General features: G+C 37.6%; 18 protein-coding genes. 11 read left to right on the forward strand and 7 right to left on the reverse strand.

The window, feature by feature from the left end; translation table 11 throughout:
- Positions 1-109: 109 nt before the first annotated feature.
- Positions 110-388, forward strand: a complete 279-nt coding sequence (locus H710_RS05345; RefSeq protein ID WP_041849790.1) for a DUF6460 domain-containing protein — start codon at positions 110-112, stop codon at positions 386-388.
- 150 nt (positions 389-538) lie between these two features.
- Here the strand turns inward: H710_RS05345 and H710_RS05350 are convergent, their stop codons facing one another.
- Positions 539-1204 (reverse strand): hypothetical protein, encoded by a 666-nt coding sequence (locus H710_RS05350; RefSeq protein ID WP_052472894.1) that lies wholly within the window; start codon positions 1202-1204, stop codon positions 539-541.
- Positions 1205-1476: 272 nt separating this feature from the next.
- Here H710_RS05350 and H710_RS05355 point away from each other — a divergent pair, with 272 nt between their 5' ends.
- Genes H710_RS05355 through H710_RS05365 form a run of 3 tightly spaced genes read left to right on the forward strand, consistent with a single transcriptional unit; the run spans position 1477 to position 4867 of the window.
- Positions 1477-2229, forward strand: a complete 753-nt coding sequence (locus tag H710_RS05355) for an electron transfer flavoprotein subunit beta/FixA family protein (protein WP_041849791.1) — start codon at positions 1477-1479, stop codon at positions 2227-2229.
- A 46-nt stretch (positions 2230-2275) separates the two neighbouring features.
- Positions 2276-3205: an electron transfer flavoprotein subunit alpha/FixB family protein gene (locus tag H710_RS05360; RefSeq protein WP_041849792.1), complete on the forward strand. Its 930-nt coding sequence runs from the start codon at positions 2276-2278 to the stop codon at positions 3203-3205.
- A gap of 3 nt (positions 3206-3208) precedes the next feature.
- Positions 3209-4867 (forward strand): electron transfer flavoprotein-ubiquinone oxidoreductase, encoded by a 1659-nt coding sequence (locus H710_RS05365; RefSeq protein WP_414946182.1) that lies wholly within the window; start codon positions 3209-3211, stop codon positions 4865-4867.
- Positions 4868-5258: 391 nt separating this feature from the next.
- Here the strand turns inward: H710_RS05365 and H710_RS05370 are convergent, their stop codons facing one another.
- The 6 genes from H710_RS05370 to H710_RS05395 form a co-directional block, all read right to left on the reverse strand.
- Positions 5259-6401 carry a flagellin gene (locus H710_RS05370; RefSeq protein ID WP_041849794.1) on the reverse strand — a complete coding sequence of 381 codons (1143 nt, stop codon included), beginning with the start codon at positions 6399-6401 and terminating at the stop codon, positions 5259-5261.
- 140 nt (positions 6402-6541) lie between these two features.
- Positions 6542-7321, reverse strand: coding sequence for a pyrroline-5-carboxylate reductase (locus tag H710_RS05375; protein WP_041849795.1), 780 nt, complete (start codon positions 7319-7321; stop codon positions 6542-6544).
- Positions 7322-7507: 186 nt separating this feature from the next.
- Positions 7508-7846, reverse strand: a complete 339-nt coding sequence (locus H710_RS05380) for a YraN family protein (RefSeq protein ID WP_041849796.1) — start codon at positions 7844-7846, stop codon at positions 7508-7510.
- 6 nt (positions 7847-7852) lie between these two features.
- Positions 7853-8740, reverse strand: a complete 888-nt coding sequence (gene rsmI, locus H710_RS05385) for a 16S rRNA (cytidine(1402)-2'-O)-methyltransferase (protein ID WP_041849797.1) — start codon at positions 8738-8740, stop codon at positions 7853-7855.
- Between the two features lie 57 nt (positions 8741-8797).
- Positions 8798-9496, reverse strand: a complete 699-nt coding sequence (gene pyrF / locus H710_RS05390) for an orotidine-5'-phosphate decarboxylase (RefSeq protein ID WP_041849798.1) — start codon at positions 9494-9496, stop codon at positions 8798-8800.
- Positions 9497-9557: 61 nt separating this feature from the next.
- Positions 9558-10652 carry an Mrp/NBP35 family ATP-binding protein gene (locus tag H710_RS05395; RefSeq protein ID WP_041849799.1) on the reverse strand — a complete coding sequence of 365 codons (1095 nt, stop codon included), beginning with the start codon at positions 10650-10652 and terminating at the stop codon, positions 9558-9560.
- A gap of 546 nt (positions 10653-11198) precedes the next feature.
- Between H710_RS05395 and rpmH the strand changes: the two genes are divergently transcribed.
- From rpmH to H710_RS05430, 7 genes are all read left to right on the forward strand, one after another.
- Positions 11199-11333 (forward strand): 50S ribosomal protein L34, encoded by a 135-nt coding sequence (gene rpmH, locus H710_RS05400; protein ID WP_041849800.1) that lies wholly within the window; start codon positions 11199-11201, stop codon positions 11331-11333.
- 128 nt (positions 11334-11461) lie between these two features.
- Positions 11462-11821 (forward strand): ribonuclease P protein component, encoded by a 360-nt coding sequence (rnpA, locus tag H710_RS05405; protein ID WP_041849801.1) that lies wholly within the window; start codon positions 11462-11464, stop codon positions 11819-11821.
- Between the two features lie 16 nt (positions 11822-11837).
- The gene (yidC, locus tag H710_RS05410; RefSeq protein ID WP_041849802.1) at positions 11838-13673 is read left to right on the forward strand and encodes a membrane protein insertase YidC; all 1836 of its coding nucleotides are present in this window, start codon (positions 11838-11840) and stop codon (positions 13671-13673) included.
- Positions 13674-14321 carry a ribosome biogenesis GTP-binding protein YihA/YsxC gene (yihA, locus tag H710_RS05415; protein WP_041849803.1) on the forward strand — a complete coding sequence of 216 codons (648 nt, stop codon included), beginning with the start codon at positions 13674-13676 and terminating at the stop codon, positions 14319-14321. It begins immediately after the preceding gene.
- A 135-nt stretch (positions 14322-14456) separates the two neighbouring features.
- A complete protein-coding gene (locus H710_RS05420; RefSeq protein ID WP_041849804.1) occupies positions 14457-15149 on the forward strand; it encodes a glutathione S-transferase family protein in 693 nt (230 codons plus the stop codon).
- 437 nt (positions 15150-15586) lie between these two features.
- Positions 15587-16399 carry a 4-hydroxy-tetrahydrodipicolinate reductase gene (gene dapB / locus H710_RS05425; protein ID WP_041849805.1) on the forward strand — a complete coding sequence of 271 codons (813 nt, stop codon included), beginning with the start codon at positions 15587-15589 and terminating at the stop codon, positions 16397-16399.
- Positions 16400-16419: 20 nt separating this feature from the next.
- A complete protein-coding gene (locus H710_RS05430) occupies positions 16420-17040 on the forward strand; it encodes a 2,3-bisphosphoglycerate-dependent phosphoglycerate mutase (RefSeq protein WP_041849806.1) in 621 nt (206 codons plus the stop codon).
- The last annotated feature ends 51 nt before the right edge of the window (positions 17041-17091 follow it).

Genomic DNA, 17091 nt, shown 5'->3' on the forward strand with positions numbered 1-17091 from the left:
GAAAAATTCAAGAGAAAAAATTAAACAGTAAATAATAAAAGAAAAACCCTTTTTTCTTGCCTATTATGCCCTATAGCCCATAGTACACTTTATTTTAGGGGCGATAGAAATGCATAAAAAAAATTTGTTTAACTCTCTTCACTCATTTCTTGGTGATACACCAGGGCGTATTACCTTCAAACTCCTTATTTTTTCTGTGATTGCTGGCATTGTCATGAACCTCTTTGGGTGGACGCCTATAAGACTCATTGAAGGAATCATAAAATACTTACAAGCTCTATGGAATGCAGGATTTATAACTTTTATAAACCTCGTCCATTTGGCCGCAACAGGAGCAGTTATTGTCGTACCTGTTTTTCTTATTTCTCGGATTTTAAGTAAGAAATAAAGACCTTTAAAGCCTTCCTAATCTTACTCTTATAGCCAAAAATCAAAAAAAACAAACTTTTGAAAAAACACAAAACATGATGTCATGATCGTTATAGATGCAATCAAGAAAAAACGGATAAACAATTTTTACGCGATAAATTTTGAGATTTTAGTGACGTTTTTTGAAAGAAAGCGCACGCCGCGCAACTCCAATTAAACCATTTGATGATTGTTCATCAATAAGACTTTTTTCTGTTAAAGAGTTTTCTAAACACTCCATAGAACCTGTTGTAACAGAACTTAAATTTCTCTGTTGCCGCGAATTTGCAGGCTCTATTTGTATAGGATTTAATTTTTCTTTTTTCGAAAAATTTACCTTCTCTTGATATGAGGAATTTTTTTGGCTCTCTTCACACGCCATATTCGCAAGATGACGCACAACAGAATCAAGTGATTGTGCAGAAAAAGCATCCTGTGTTACAATAGGTTTTTTGAAGCTTTTTCTTTCATGAAGTAGATACTGGATAAGCGTTTTAGTAATGTCTAAGCATTCAAAAATCTTCTTTTGTGCTTGACTACGCGCATAATGCTCAGCCACAATAGCACGACTAATGTCATCCAAATAAGATGTTATGCTATCATTTGCAGAATTACGCATCATTAAGCGACGGGATGGTCTTTTTGTCTGCATTTGTGCATACACATAACGTAATTTGTCAGCAATATCCGACATTGTCATCTCAACAGATTTCTCTGTATCTTGCCTATGTTCCACACCAAGAGCAGAAAGCTTGTTATCTGTAACGGAATTTGCAATGTAATGCCTTATATTCACAAACACTACCCCTATTATATTTCTTAAAGAATCTTATTAATTGTGAGGAATATGACCTATTTTGGTAAATAGAGTTTTAAAAACCACAAGAAAAATAAGCCGGACTATAATGAAAAAGCAATTAATCAATAGCAAACCGAAGAAAATAAGAGAGTATAAAAAAGCAATTATATAACTAAAAAACAAATTATGATAAAAATTTAATTTTAAATGATTTTGTTTCTTGTGGTTGCTACTATAAATCTATGATCATATAAACGAAGAGGATCATTATGAAAGTAATTGTTGCTGTTAAACGTGTTGTTGATCATAACATCAAAATACGTATTAAAGCTGATAGCATGGGTGTTGATCTTTCCCATGTGAAGATGTCTATGAACCCTTTTGATGAAATTGCTGTGGAAGAAGCAGTACGCCAAAAAGAAGCAGGAAAAATTTCAGAGGTTATTCTTGTTTCAATCGGACCAGAAGCAGCACAAGAAACTTTGCAAACAGGACTTGCAATGGGAGCTGACCGCGCTATCCTCATCAGAACTGAAAAGACACTAGAGCCTTTAGCAATTGCTAAAACACTCAAAAGCATTATCCTTGAAGAAAAACCAGACATGGTCTTTTTAGGAAAACAAGCTATTGATGATGATAGTAACCAAACGGGTCAAATGTTAGCAGCTCTACTGGGTTGGGGACAAGCAACTTTTGCTTCACATCTGCACATAGAAAATGGACAAGCGACCGTTACCCGTGAAATTGATGGAGGAACACAAACTATTTGTTTGCCTCTTCCCATGGTTATGACTGTTGACCTACGGTTAAATGAGCCACGTTATACCTCCCTGCCTAATATCATGAAAGCGAAAAAGAAAATCATTGAAAAAAAAGAAATCTCTCATCTCGGCATAGATACACAGGCACGTTTAACGACACTTCGTGTTGAAGAACCTAAGCCTCGTCCAGCTGGAGTGAAAATCAACAATGTTGCAGAACTTGTCAATATCTTAAAGGATAAAATATCCTTAAACATTTGATAGAAGACATTACCAAAAGCAATAATACATAAAAGGGCACAAACCTATGGCCATTCTTTTATTAGCCGAACATAACAATCATTCTTTATCAGAAGAAACTGCAAAAGCGCTGACTGCAGCTCAGTCCATTGGCGATAACATCGATATCTTAATCTGCGGCACAAAAGTTCAAACAATTGCTGAAAAAAGTTCTCAATTAGCAGGTATACGGCAAATCCTTGTTGCTGAAGCTGATTATCTTGCGCATCAATTAGCTGAACCTATAGCCGCAACAATTGTTAAGCTCGCTGGTGATTATGAAGTCATCATGGCTGCTTCTACCAGCACCGGAAAAAATGTGATGCCACGTGTAGCGGCTCTTCTCGACATAATGCAAATTTCAGATATCATTAATGTTGTCGCACCTGATACCTTCAAACGGCCAATTTATGCAGGTAATGCCATTGAAACGGTGCGCACAAGTGATCACAAAAAAGTTATAACAGTGCGCACTGCCTCTTTTTCTCCAGCCCCTCAAGGGAATTGTGCTCCTATTAACACAATAACACCAGCACCTAACCCAAATCTTTCATCTTTTGTAAAAGAAGAAACCGATAAAAGTGATCATCCTGATTTGACCTCAGCACGGATCATTGTATCAGGTGGACGTGGGCTTGGTTCACAAGAAAAATTTATGAAACTTTTGTTGCCACTTGCCAATAAGCTCGGCGCTGCTTTAGGCGCTAGTCGAGCAGCAGTTGACGCAGATTATGCCCCAAATGATTGGCAAATCGGACAAACAGGGAAAATTGTTGCCCCAGAGCTCTATATTGCTGTCGGTATCTCTGGAGCTATTCAACATTTAGCTGGTATCATGGACGCGCAAATTATTGTTGCCATTAATCAAGACGAAGAAGCCCCTATTATGAGCATTGCGGATTATGTCCTTGTAGGCGATCTGCATCACATCGTTCCTGAACTGGAGAAAGCTTTATAAATTATGAGTACTATATATCACCAACGTGAAAGCATGAAATGTGATATAGTTATTGTAGGAGCAGGCCCTGCTGGACTCTCTGCTGCAATTCGTCTGAAACAAATTGATCCTGAACTTTCCATTATCCTTCTTGAAAAAGGCTCTGAAGTTGGTTCCCATATTTTATCAGGTGCAGTGATTGATCCCATTGGTATTGATACACTCCTACCAGAATGGCGAAATGAACAAAATCATCCCTTCACCACACCTGTTACCGGTGATCAACTTTTTCTGCTAACACCAAAGCGTTCACAAGCACTGCCTAATATTTTTCGCCCTAAAATTTTATCAAATGATGGTTGCTATATCATTTCTCTTGGAAATGTTTGCCGCTGGTTAAGCAAAAAAGCTGAAATGCTGGGTGTTGAAATTTATCCCGGTTTTTCTGTATCTGACGTTCTTTATAATGATAACGGAGCTATTATTGGTGTTTTAACAGGTGATATGGGCGTGCAAAAAGATGGAACGCCTGGGAAAAATTATATGCCCGGTATGGCTCTACACGCCAAATATACCCTGATTGCAGAAGGAGCACGCGGTTCGATTGCTAAACAATTGATACAAAAATTTGATCTCAGCAAAGGCCGTGAACCACAAAAATTTGGTCTTGGTCTTAAAGAACTATGGGAAATTGATCCTCAAAAACACAAACGAGGTTTAGTACAACATTTTGCTGGCTGGCCATTGGATGATCATACAAGTGGTGGTGGATTTCTCTATCACCAAGAAAACAATTTAGTTTCTGTCGGCTTTGTTGTTCACTTGGATTATAAAAATCCTTATCTTTCTCCTTTTGAAGAATTTCAGCGCTTTAAAACGCACCCTAACTTGTATGAAATCTTTAAAGATGCCAAACGCCTTGCCTATGGTGCACGTGCCATCAGTGAAGGGGGATGGCAATCTGTGCCAAAACTCACTTTTCCTGGTGGTGCACTGATTGGCTGTGCTGCTGGCTTTATCAATGTTCCTCGGATTAAAGGCTCACATCATGCCATATTATCCGGCATATTGGCAGCCGATAAAATTGCTGACGCTCTTGCACAAAATCGCTCTCATGATGAAGTTAAAGAAATTGAAGATCAATGGCGCAAGGGCCCTATTGGAAAAGACCTTTACAAAGTGCGTAATGCCAAACCCCTTTGGGCAAAATACGGCACAAAATATGGAATAAAACTTGCTGGATTTGATCTATGGTGGCAACAACTCTTCGGCTTTTCCTTATTTAAAACTCTTTCTCATGGAAAACCAGATCATGAATATCTTGAACCAGCAGAAAAATTTCAACCAATTATTTATCCAAAACCAGATGGGATTGTGACTTTCGATCGTCTTTCAAGTGTTGCGCTTTCCAATACCCACCATGAAGACAACCAACCTTGCCATTTGAAAATAACTTCATTGGAAAAACACAAAAATTCTGAATATGCAATTTACGGAGGACCTTCTACACGTTATTGCCCTGCCGGTGTCTATGAATGGCTAACCCCTAACGATCAGAAAACCTATATTATCAATGCTGCCAACTGTATACATTGTAAAACATGCGACATTAAAGATCCAAACCAAAATATTAATTGGACTTGTCCTCAAGGCAATGAGGGACCTGTTTATCCCAATATGTAATCAGAATCTCATCATCTCCTGCTACAAGATCTGTTCTTTCTAAAAAGACCATTTATAAAACTCTATCACAAATAAAGACCCACTTAAATAAACATTGTGCTTCATCTCCCTTTTTGGACGAAGCCACACACTATTGTGCAAACTATAAAACACATTTTGTATCTAAAATTTCGTAAAATGCTTTCATCACTGCATGAAAATTATTTATGAGTAAAAATCACACAATAGCATAATGAAGGAAAGCCAATATTGATGTTAGTTGCTGCTGACATAAATGTAGAATTTCCACAATATGGTCAGCTTTACAGAATTCATTCATCTCAGATGTTTAAAAAATATAAAAAAGACCACGCAATGCGCGGTCTTTTCTTATATTTGTAATGTTGTAATATTAATTACGGAACAAACCCAAAATATTCTGGCTGCCCTGATTTGCAATAGAAAGAGCCTGAATACCGAGCTGCTGTTGAACTTGCAAAGCTGACAATTTTGCAGATTCTGCATTCATATCAGCATCAACAAGTGCACCAATACCTGCTTCGATATTGTCTAACAATCTCTTAACAAAGTTCAGCTGGCTGTCCACTTGATTGATAGCGGATCCAATTTTAGACCCTGCAGTAAGTGTTACATCAACAGCATGACGCACTGTCTTTTGAACACTGTTAAGAATCATACTTTGTGCAACTGAAGGCAGGTCACCAACACCTTTCATATTAACGAAATCATTCAAAGTCATGCTATCAGCAACAACTTTAAAATCACTTTGTGCCTTTGTCCAATCTTCCTTATTGTCTTCTACAGCTTTTTTAGCTGCCTCTAATGCTGTTTTTGCTGCTTCATCATTAGGATTAGCAGCAACAGCAGCTTCTGCCTTAGCAAGAGTATCTTCTAAACCTTTTTGTTTATCAGCAGCTTCAGTAAAGGTTTTGACAGCCCCATCGACATCATTTTCACTCTTACCGAAGACACCCTTTAAAATACCTTGAGTCATATCAATAGTACCATCAGGACCCATGATACCAAAATTTAACTCTGCACCACCGACTTCAATCATATCTACATAAACAGCAGAGCCTTCACGACGGTAACCAGCAGCAATACCAACTGTCTGACCACCATTAGAAAGGATATTTTTTCCACCAAAAGCAGCAGATTGGATCGCATTAGAAATATTTTGCATATTTCCTTTGATGGAATCCTGAATCTTCGTGATATCATCATCAGATTTTTCACGCGCAGAAACCATTGATTTTTGGATATCATCAAGAGATTCTTTGGTTAAATTAACAGCTGTCGCAGCAACGTTCACCTGTTCTCTACCCAAATTAATAGCATCAACAACAGCGCTCATTGTGTTACTGTCATGCTTCATCATTGATGAAATAGACCAATAAGCAGTATTGTCAGAAGCACTTCCAATACGCAAACCCGTTGAAATACGGTCTTTTGATTTATCTAAATTGTTATCAATGTTACGGAGTGTCTGCAATGCAGTCATTGCAGATCTATTAGTCAATATACTAGAACCCATAATCTCGTCCCTATAACGAAAGAAAAAAAGGGACATGCTGCATTTACAGCCAATAATAGAGCGACATCATGTCTATTAAATAACTTAACCTATTATCGCTTTATTTGTATCAAAAAGACACGAATCAAGCAAGTATTTTTTTAAGTATTTATTTTTTGCAAAACAATCTCTAAAGCTTTTGTTAAAGCGCTCGTCCCATCATGACGAGAAAAACAATCTGACAAAAGTTCGTTTGTGCCCCCTTTGGTTGAAAATTCTCTCTCAAGCTGTGCAAAATCAACACCTGTTGAATTCTTATTTTCTATTGTTTTGCGCATTGCATCAGAAAGATTACCAAACATCATGGCAAGAAAATTTGCTGATTGCTGTTTCTCCAACCCCTGCATTGTTAACCACTGATGCGCTGTTTCTATAAAATTAAAATACACTCCCATCAACGAACCAGCTGCCATGAAAAGATTAAACTGATCTTCCTTATTTAGTACCACTGTGCCTCCTAATGCATCAAACATAGCGTATAAAAATGGGTGATCAGGATAGATTGGTGTTAAATTTTTGCATTCCGCTACAAAAGGAAGTGGCATAGCACGATACACTTTATGATTTATCCACCCCTCAACCTCTGCGGCTGTTGCCATCGCTAACACAGAAATCACAAGTTGTTCTGGACGAAAATAAAGAGAACGCACAATCTCTTCTGCACTTTGACTGCGCAAACACAGAAAAACACAATCACTCTCATCTAATAATGCTTGATTGCTCTCCGCAATAATTACCTTATCATAATCACGTGAAAGACGCTCTGCTATGTGTGCACTGCGTGGTGAAACAATAATTGAATGCACATCGAAAGCACTGGCCATCAAACCATCGATCATCGCAGCGCTAATTGTTCCTGTTCCCAAAAAACCAATTTTCATTCCTTACTTTCATCCTTTCACCTTAGAGCTCAACCAATACTTCCTAAATAAGGAACAAACTTGTTGCAAATTTTCATAGCTGCTATATTTTGTCGTTTATAGCGATAAAATAACTATTTTCCCTTCATATACAAAAACGAAGTATTTCTAAACTGCTACCCTTTAATTCAGATAGCATAAGAAACTTTATTGGTGAGACTCAAAAAAACGTGGAATATGATGCGGCAAACGCCAAGGCAAAATCGCATAGTCTTTTTGCTGTGCCAACCAAATATCAGCTGCTGCCTCAATACGTCTTTCATTCATTCGGCAAACTGCAACCATTGCATCAGCTAACGTTGCACGTGTTTTAACCTCAATAATTAAAACAAGATTGCCACGCCGCGCAATTAAATCAATTTCACCAAATTTTGTCTTGAAACGTTTTGCAACAATGCGAAACCCTTTTAAACGTAACCACCAAGCTGCCCACTTTTCTGCACGAATGCCACGATAAAAGGATTTTCGCCTGTCTTTTTTTTGCATAAATCTTCACATTCCCTTCAAAAGGGTCAAGCGCCGAAAAAGTTCTTGCTTTTTCAAACCTGTCTTTTTGGCTGCCAAAACAGCTGCCTTTGCAGCAGGATATTCACTAGTCAATTCTCGCAATATTTCATCAACCTCTTGCGAGCTCATGATCTCTGTAGAAATCTCTTCTTCTCCTACAAGAACAACAATTTCCCCACGAATACGGTCTTTTTTACTATAAATCTCAAGTAAATGTCCTAAATTATCAACATTCACTGTTTCAAATTTTTTTGTTAATTCACGACATATTGCAGCTGGCCTATCAGCTGTAAAAATAGCGACCATATCTTGCAAACTCTCTACAAGACGATGGGGGGATTCATAAAAAACTAAAGTTGCAGGAATAGATTTTAATGTCTCTAACCGTTTCTGACGCTGTGTTTTCTTCGCACTCAAAAAACCTGCAAAGAAAAAACTATCCGTTGGCAACCCTGTCACAACAAGAGACGTTAAAAGAGCTGAAGCACCAGGAATAGGAATGATTTTGTAACCCGCTTTGCGTGCTTCTCCTACCAATTTAAAACCAGGATCAGAAATAAGCGGCGTTCCTGCATCTGAGACCAGAGCTACAGATTGATTATCAGCTAACGCTTTCAATAGCTTTGGTCCTGCTTTTTGTGCATTATACTCATGATAAAGAAATGTCTTTTTCTGGATACCATAATATTCCAGCAAAACACGTGTTACCCGTGTATCTTCACAAGTTACAATATCAGCTCCGGCTAACACTTGCAAAGCACGAAGAGTGATATCTGCAAGATTTCCGATAGGTGTTGCAACCAAATACAACGCTGGTTCTATCATGGGTGCGGAATAAACATGAGCACCCACACAATATGCTTTTTCACTCACGCTCTTTTCCTATCCAATACTCTTTCTACTCAAATCTCATCAGTACCTCTACCAGTGTTAACACCCATCAGCCATTTCTGTTAAAATTTTCTTTGTTGCCGCTAAAGGATCATCGGCTTGAATAATTGGCCGCGCGACAACAAGATGGCTAGCACCAGAATCTAGCGCTTGTCTTGGTGTCATTACCCGTTTTTGATCCTCCTTATCACCCCCCATTGGACGAATCCCCGGTGTAACCAAGGCCATATCATTTCCGATTACTTTTCGTAAAGCTGCTGCTTCAAGCGCTGAAGAAACAATTCCACCCATGTCGGCTTCCCGTGCTTGCTCAGCTCTTTTAAAGACCAATTTTTTTAGGCTGTCTTTATAACCCGCATTGTGCAAATCAGATTCATCCATTGATGTTAACACTGTCACCCCAAGTAAACATAAATCGCTCCCTTTTGCAGCAGCAACAGCAGCTTTCATAACTGTTGGATAGGCGTGCAAAGTTAGCATCGAAACACCTAATTTGGCTATATTTTCTACAGCTCTTGCAACAGTATGATCAATATCGAGCAATTTCATATCAAAAAACACTTTTTTTTGTGCTTGAATAAGATCTTGAACAAAGTCCATTCCCCCAGAAAAAGCCAACTGATAGCCGATTTTATAAAAACTAACCTCATCACCCAATTGCGTAACCAATTTTTCTGCTTGTTTAATATTCGGAACATCTAATCCAACAATAAGGCGTTCACGCATTGCCATTATCATCAACAACTCCCTAATTTAAAATCGTTTTATCTTCGTATTTCCTACGAAAAAAAAGAAAATTTTAAAAAAATCTGTCTTTCATCTGATTAATAATCACACGATAAATTTCAGCATGCTTTCCTTCAGGAACCGCAACAAAGATTGGGACTCCCTCATCTGAAGAAGATCGTAAAACAGCATCAAGTGGGATTTCTGCTAAAAAAGGAATGCTTCGATTTTCTGCTTCTGCACGCGCACCACCATGGCCAAAAATATCATAACGCTTCCCTGTATCAGGTGCAGTAAAATAACTCATATTTTCAATAAGCCCTAAAACAGGAACGCCAATTTTCACAAACATTTCTATTGCTTTACGGGCATCAACTAAAGAAAGATCCTGCGGAGTAGACACAATCAAAGCACCAGCCAATTGTACCTGTTGCGCTAGCGTTAATTGTACATCTCCTGTTCCTGGTGGCATATCAATAACTAAAATATCAAGAGGCCCCCATGAAACATCTCTCAAGAACTGAGTAATCGCTGCCATCACCATGGGACCACGCCATACCACCGGTTTTGTTTCATCAACCAAAAAACCCATCGACATTAATTTAAGACCAAATTTCTGCAAAGGTTGAAACTTTTTATCGCTACTTAGCTGTATTTTTTGATCAACAAGCCCTGTCAATCTTGGCAAAGAAGGACCATAAATATCTGCATCCATCAAACCTGTCTGAAAACCAGAATCCTGTAAAGCTAAAGCAATATTAATGGCTGTTGTCGATTTACCAACGCCTCCCTTTCCAGAAGCAACTGCAATAACATGGCGCACACCTTCTATAGGCATTTTCACAGGCAATACACCCATTTTACGTTTCTGCTTAAACAAAGGTTCATTCTTGTGCGCTTGAAAAGATGTCTCCAATTTCTTTTCAGCTGTCAACGTTACGACAACTGTCTTCACTCCACCTAAAGCATAAACTGCTTCTTCAGCAGAACGACGTAATGATTCCAATTCCTGCGCATGTTCACTAGGAACCGTAATAGAGAAGAAAACTTTGTCATCAGCAATGAATATGTCTGAAAGCAACCCTAGGGATACAATGTCGCTATCAAAATTTGGTCCTTTAACTTTACGTAATTCTTCGCGGATAGCTTCAGCTGTAATAGAACTCACTCTCTTTCCTCTCTACAGAAACCAAGAAAACACAGCAATAAGAGAAAAATTCAGGTTAACAACCCTTAATATTTCCCCTTTTCACTTAAATATCAATCAACGATTCTTTATCTTTCAAAACGCAAGATAAACTCTAAACAAAAATCTCAAGATCATAAAATTCCTTGATAGATCTCTCAAAGCTCTGCATAGTGCACATGTGATAGTTGATATAAAAACAACATTTTCAACTATTGTATAATAATTCACTTTATCTTTATAGAATGAATTCTTAAGATCGTCCATGCACAACATAGCAAAATATAAATTGCGTTCTTACAGTCAGAAGTCATTGGCTACCTTAGAGAATTTTAATAAAAATAAACATCAATCAAAAACTCTTCCGTATTTTTCCAAAAATAGAGAGGTAATCTAAGATTGACTTTTTTGCGCTTTTCTTTATAGGATATTTTTTCAGAAATGATCTAACTGAATAAAATTTTTTGTCTAGTGTATAATTTGTACCATAAAACCAGGAAAGGCCGTGTACTACGGTAAATTAAGCAAATGAAACGTACTTATCAACCCTCGAAACTTGTTCGTAAACGTCGCCACGGATTTCGTGCTCGTATGGCGACAGTCGGTGGTCGTAAAGTGATTGCAGCTCGGCGTCTTCGCGGACGGAAGAAACTCTCTGCTTAATCTTTAAAGCTGGCACAACAGACTAAGTACCATTCATTATTTCTTTCATTGAGAAATTTTCATTATGAATGTTCAATGCTTGCTTTACTTTATTAATGAACATTTAGTAAAACTGTGATACGTCTTTCATGAAGCAAAAGCCTCCCTGCCGTATTCATAAGAGAGCTGATTTTTTAGCTGTTCGCAAAGGAGAAAAGCGACGTGGTCCTTTGTTTTTGCTTGAAATGAAATCTCGTCAAAAAACAGCAGAAACCTCTTTCCCTCTCGCTGCACGTATAGGATTTACTGTAACACGCAAAAATGGCAATGCTGTCAAACGCAATCGCATTAAAAGGCGTCTGCGTGAGGCAGTGCGTGTTGGATTAACAAATGACACGGAAGCAGGCGTTGACTATGTCATTGTTGCATATCCTGACGTACTTTATGCACCTTTTACATCTTTGATCAGTGAACTCAGCCAACGAATGAAGTCAAAAAAACAAAAATAATAGCAGGATAATATAAATGGAATATAATCGTAATTTCTTTATCGCTATTGGATTATCTCTTATCATTTTTATTGCATGGCATTTTTTGTATATTGTTCCTCAACATGAAAATCTGAAAAAAACGCAGACAATTGAACAACAAATGTTAGAACAAAATCCAGCATCACCAACTTCTGATGCAGATTTTTCTAATAATACACAAACAAATCAATTGGAGCTGACAGCCGATCGTTCAATGACACCTGAAGCACGTCGTGCAGAATTGGCCAAAACAGATCGTATTACAATTAAAACTGACGAACTTGAAGGCTCCATTAATCTTGTTGGAGCTCAATTTGATGATCTTTTTCTCAAAAAATATCACCTAACGGTTGACAAAACATCGCCTCAAATTTCTTTATTGAATCCCAACGGTTTCAAAACATCCTATCTTGCTGAATTTGGTTTTACGAGTTCATCTTTACCAGGAAAAGCCTTGCCACAATCAAATACACAATGGCAGATAGAAAGTGAAAATACGATCCTTACTCCTTCAACGCCTGTTACTTTAGTCTACAATAATGGGCAAAGACAAATTTTCCGCCGAACCATTTCCATTGACAATCATTACATGTTCACCATTGAGGATTCTATCAGTAACGAGAGTGACAATCCAGTACATCTTTCATCTTATGCTCGAGTTGCACGTGCTGCTCCACCAGAACACCCACAAGCAACCTATTTGCTCCATGAAGGTATGATTGGCATTGCTGGTGATTCACTTAAAACTGAAACATACAAAGCTTTATCAGAACTTAGCCTTAATCCTGAAAATGATCAGAAAAGCGTAACTTTTCAGAAAGTTACAGGAGGCTGGATTGGTATAACTGATAAATATTGGGCTGTAGCAGTTATTCCCTCACAAAATCAGGAATATACAAGCCGCTTTGTTTATTTTGATCGATTGAACACCCATTATCAATCTGATCTGCAGAGTGCACTTTTAAGCATTGCTCCTCATGAAACAAAAACCATAATTAATCATCTTTTTGCCGGTGCAAAACGCGTTGAAATCATTAATCAATATCAAAATCAGCTACAAATTAAGAAATTTGGCCTTTTAATCGATTGGGGCTGGTTTGATTTTATTACCAAACCAATGTTTTCTCTCATTCATATTTTTTACAAACAAACAGGCAATTTTGGTATAGCTATTCTTCTTATTACGGTACTTTTGAAAACACTTCTGTTCCCACTTGCTAATAAATCTTACATATCTATGGCACGCATGAAAATCATACAACCAATGATGCAAGAAATTAAGGAGAAATATGCAGAAGATCGGGTTAGGCAACAACAAGCAATAATAGAATTATATAAAACGCAAAAAATCAATCCCCTAGCAGGTTGCTTGCCAATGCTTATTCAGTTCCCGATATTTTTTGCCCTTTATAAGGTTCTCTATATCACCATTGAAATGCGACATGCGCCTTTCTTTGGCTGGATTCAAGATTTAGCAACTCCTGATCCAACATCTATTTTTAACCTATTTGGTTTGCTACCTTATGCAGTACCAACATTTTTTGTAATTGGTGCGTGGCCTTTAGTTATGGGAATAACAATGTTTCTACAAATGCAGATGAACCCACCTCCTACAGATCCTATACAAGCTACACTTTTTGCATGGCTGCCAATTATCTTTACGTTTATGCTAGCATCTTTTCCTGCAGGCCTTGTCATATATTGGGCATGGAACAATACATTGTCGATTATCCAACAAAGTATTATCATGAAACGTCAAGGTGTAAAAATTGAGCTTTTTAATAATATTAAAACCATTTGGCAAAAAGCACTTAAAAAAAGAAGTGCATAAATGACACAATGTTCTGCATTTTCTGGAATTTTTTTCCGTAATTGGATTTTCATTCGTGGTGTTCCCACAATACAATTTCTTCCACCTGAAGGGCCACCAGAAATTGCATTTGCAGGACGTTCCAATGTTGGAAAATCTTCTTTAATCAATGCACTTGTGCAGCAAAAAGGGCTAGCACGCACTTCAAATACACCAGGACGGACTCAAGAACTCAACTATTTTGTTCCTGACGGTTTCAGTGGCCCAAAAGAAGACTTTCCTCCTATGGCATTAGTAGACATGCCAGGTTATGGTTTTGCACAAGCCCCAAAAAATCTCGTTGAAGCATGGACACATCTGGTTTTTAACTATTTACGAGGTCGGACAACACTGAAACGTGTTTATATTTTAATTGATTCACGTCACGGAATTAAAAAAAATGATGAAAAGGTTCTCGATCTTCTTGATAAAGCAGCTGTTTCTTACCAAATTATTCTAACAAAGAGTGATAAAATAAAATCGAATATGTTGGAAACCTTAATGACAACTACACAAATAAGCCTTCTTAAACGTCCTGCTGCTTATCCTGAATTGCTTACTACCTCTGCGGAAAAAGCCTTAGGTTTGGAAGAATTGCGTACGGCTATTTTGCAAGCAGTTGTGCAATAAAATAGCCCCCTATTTATATATTATTAAGTACAATTATTAACAGTTTTTCATCATCTTGTTCTTTCAACAAAGCATCTTTATAAAAATTTTTATTGTCTGAAAGAATTCATTAACTTTATTTGATCGTGCCAAATTATGTTAACACTTTTTCACTATCCCCTATCCTCTGCCTCTCGCTTTATACGCCTTGTTCTTGGGGAATATGGTATAGCCACCCACCTTATTGAGGAACATGAATGGGCAAGAAGACCAGAATTTCTTGCACTTAATCCAGCAGGACATTTACCGGTTCTTCTTGATGAACAAGAGACGGTATTATCAGGTGCTATTGTTATTTATGAATATTTAGATGAAACACGTGGCAGTTTACGAAAAGAAAAACAATTTTTTCCTGAAAATCCTCTAAACCGTGCTGAGGTACGTCGTCTCAATCACTGGTTTTTAAATAAATTAGAAAATGAAGCAACGCGCCATATTGTACGAGAACGAATCTATAAATCTGAAATGCCTATAGCTATTGGTGGCGGAGCTCCTAATTCGCAAATTTTACGGACTGCACGCGCCAATATTCCACCGCATATAAACTATTTAAATTGGCTTTGTGCATCTCGTGATTGGTTAGCTGGCTCTGAATTATCCTACGCAGATTTAGCGGCAGCAGCTTCTATCTCTGTACTTGATTTTCTAGGAGAAATTGACTGGGAACAATTCCCTGCTGCCCAAGAATGGTATACGCGGATTAAATCGCGTCCATCTTTTCGCTCTCTTTTAACTGACAGAATCCGAGGAATTACACCAAGTTCTCATTATACTGATCTTGACTTTTAAGCGAAAAATTCTGCTAACCCGTACCATATGCCTTATTAGCAATCCACAGTTTTAATCAATTTTTTGCTAATTACCAAAAACAGAATCGATCGCATTATAAGATTTCAACTGCGTTACATGACTCTCTGTTTCTAAATATTTTTTGAGAAATCTGCATATAACCAATCTAAAATATATGGAACCTCACAGATATGATATCTCTTATCACAATAATAATTTATTTTTCATAGGGAAAATTATATTAGGCACTACATCACTCTGAAAACATTATATCTGTTTCTTTCTACGAACACCTTATCATTCTGAAAACAATGCGTGTAAACCTGCTATCAACTTAAATAAACGCGCAAAAGATTTAACCTTTATGTAAAAAAACAATTGGAAAGAAGAAGAAAACTTGCTTACATACAAAGAACAAATATCATGAGGAGAAGAGTATGCGCCTTGTTGTTGTTGGTGCTAATGGAAGAATGGGGCGCGAGCTTATTACAGCTTGCCAAAATAGAGAAGATATAGAATTGAGTGGCGTTCTTGTACGCGAAAAATCACCATTTGTAGGACAAGACGCCAGCATATTAATTGGTTCAGCCCCACTTGGAATTCGTATCACTGATGACCCAGAAAACGCTTTTTCCAATGCAGATGGTATTGTAGATTTTTCTCAACCACAAGCCAGTGTTATCCACGCTGATTATGCCGCTCAAAAAGGCCTCGTTCATATTATTGGAACAACTGGATTTAACAAGGAAGAAGATGCACAAATTGCAATTTCTGCAACGCGGACAACCATTGTTAAGTCAGAAAATATGAGCCTTGGAGTCAATCTTTTAGCCAATTTTGTAAAAAAAGCAGCCAAAGCATTAGGAGCTCATGATTTTGATATTGAAATTTGTGAAATGCATCATTCTAAAAAAGTTGATGCTCCTTCTGGAACAGCTCTTCTTCTTGGAAATGCAGCAGCCGAAGGTCGTCATGTTGCACTTAAAAAAGTCAGTGCTAGCGGTCGCAACGGCTATATAGGTGAACGCAAAAAAGGTACTATTGGCTTCGCCTGCCTAAGAGGTGGAACAGTTATTGGTGACCACAGCGTTATTTTTGCAGGTTTAAATGAACGCATTACTTTTTCACACTCAGCACAAGAGCGTTCTATTTTTGCTAATGGTGCATTAAAGGCAGCTTTATGGGCAAAAAATTATAAAAATGGTCTTTATTCAATGCTTGATGTCTTAGAATTGAACGATTCATTTTAAATAATTGCAGGAAATTCATAATGAAACGCACACTTGTATTAGTCCGTCATGGACAAAGTGAATGGAATATCAAAAATCTTTTTACTGGCTGGAAAGACCCAGATTTAACAGAAAAAGGGCGTACAGAAGCAATAACAGCAGGAAAGAATCTAAAAAAATCTGGTTTGAAATTTGATATTGCTTATACATCTGCATTACAGCGTGCACAAAAAACTACTCAACATATTTTAGAACAGATGGGACAGCCCGACCTGCAATTGATAAAAAACTCAGCCTTGAATGAGCGTGATTATGGTGATCTATCTGGTCTCAATAAAAATGACGCACGTCAACGATGGGGACAGGAACAAGTGCATATATGGCGTCGTTCTTATACGATCGCTCCCCCCAATGGGGAAAGTTTGCGTGATACTGGTGCACGCGTTTGGCCTTATTACTTTCACCATATTCAACCTCATATTTTGCGTTCTCAAACTGTTTTAATTGTTGCACATGGTAATTCTCTTCGTGCTCTCATTATGGTACTTGAAGGTCTAAGTAGCGAAGAAATTGTATTGCAAGAATTAGAAACTGGTGTTCCTATTATTTACGAATTTAATGCCGACTCAACAATTCTATCAAAAAAAATTATCGAACCTTAAATTACTAAAATCACAATCAGTATAAAAAACTTCATCCAATCTATTGCTTCA

Source organism: Bartonella bacilliformis Ver097 (assembly GCF_000709795.1).
Lineage (GTDB): Bacteria > Pseudomonadota > Alphaproteobacteria > Rhizobiales > Rhizobiaceae > Bartonella > Bartonella bacilliformis_A.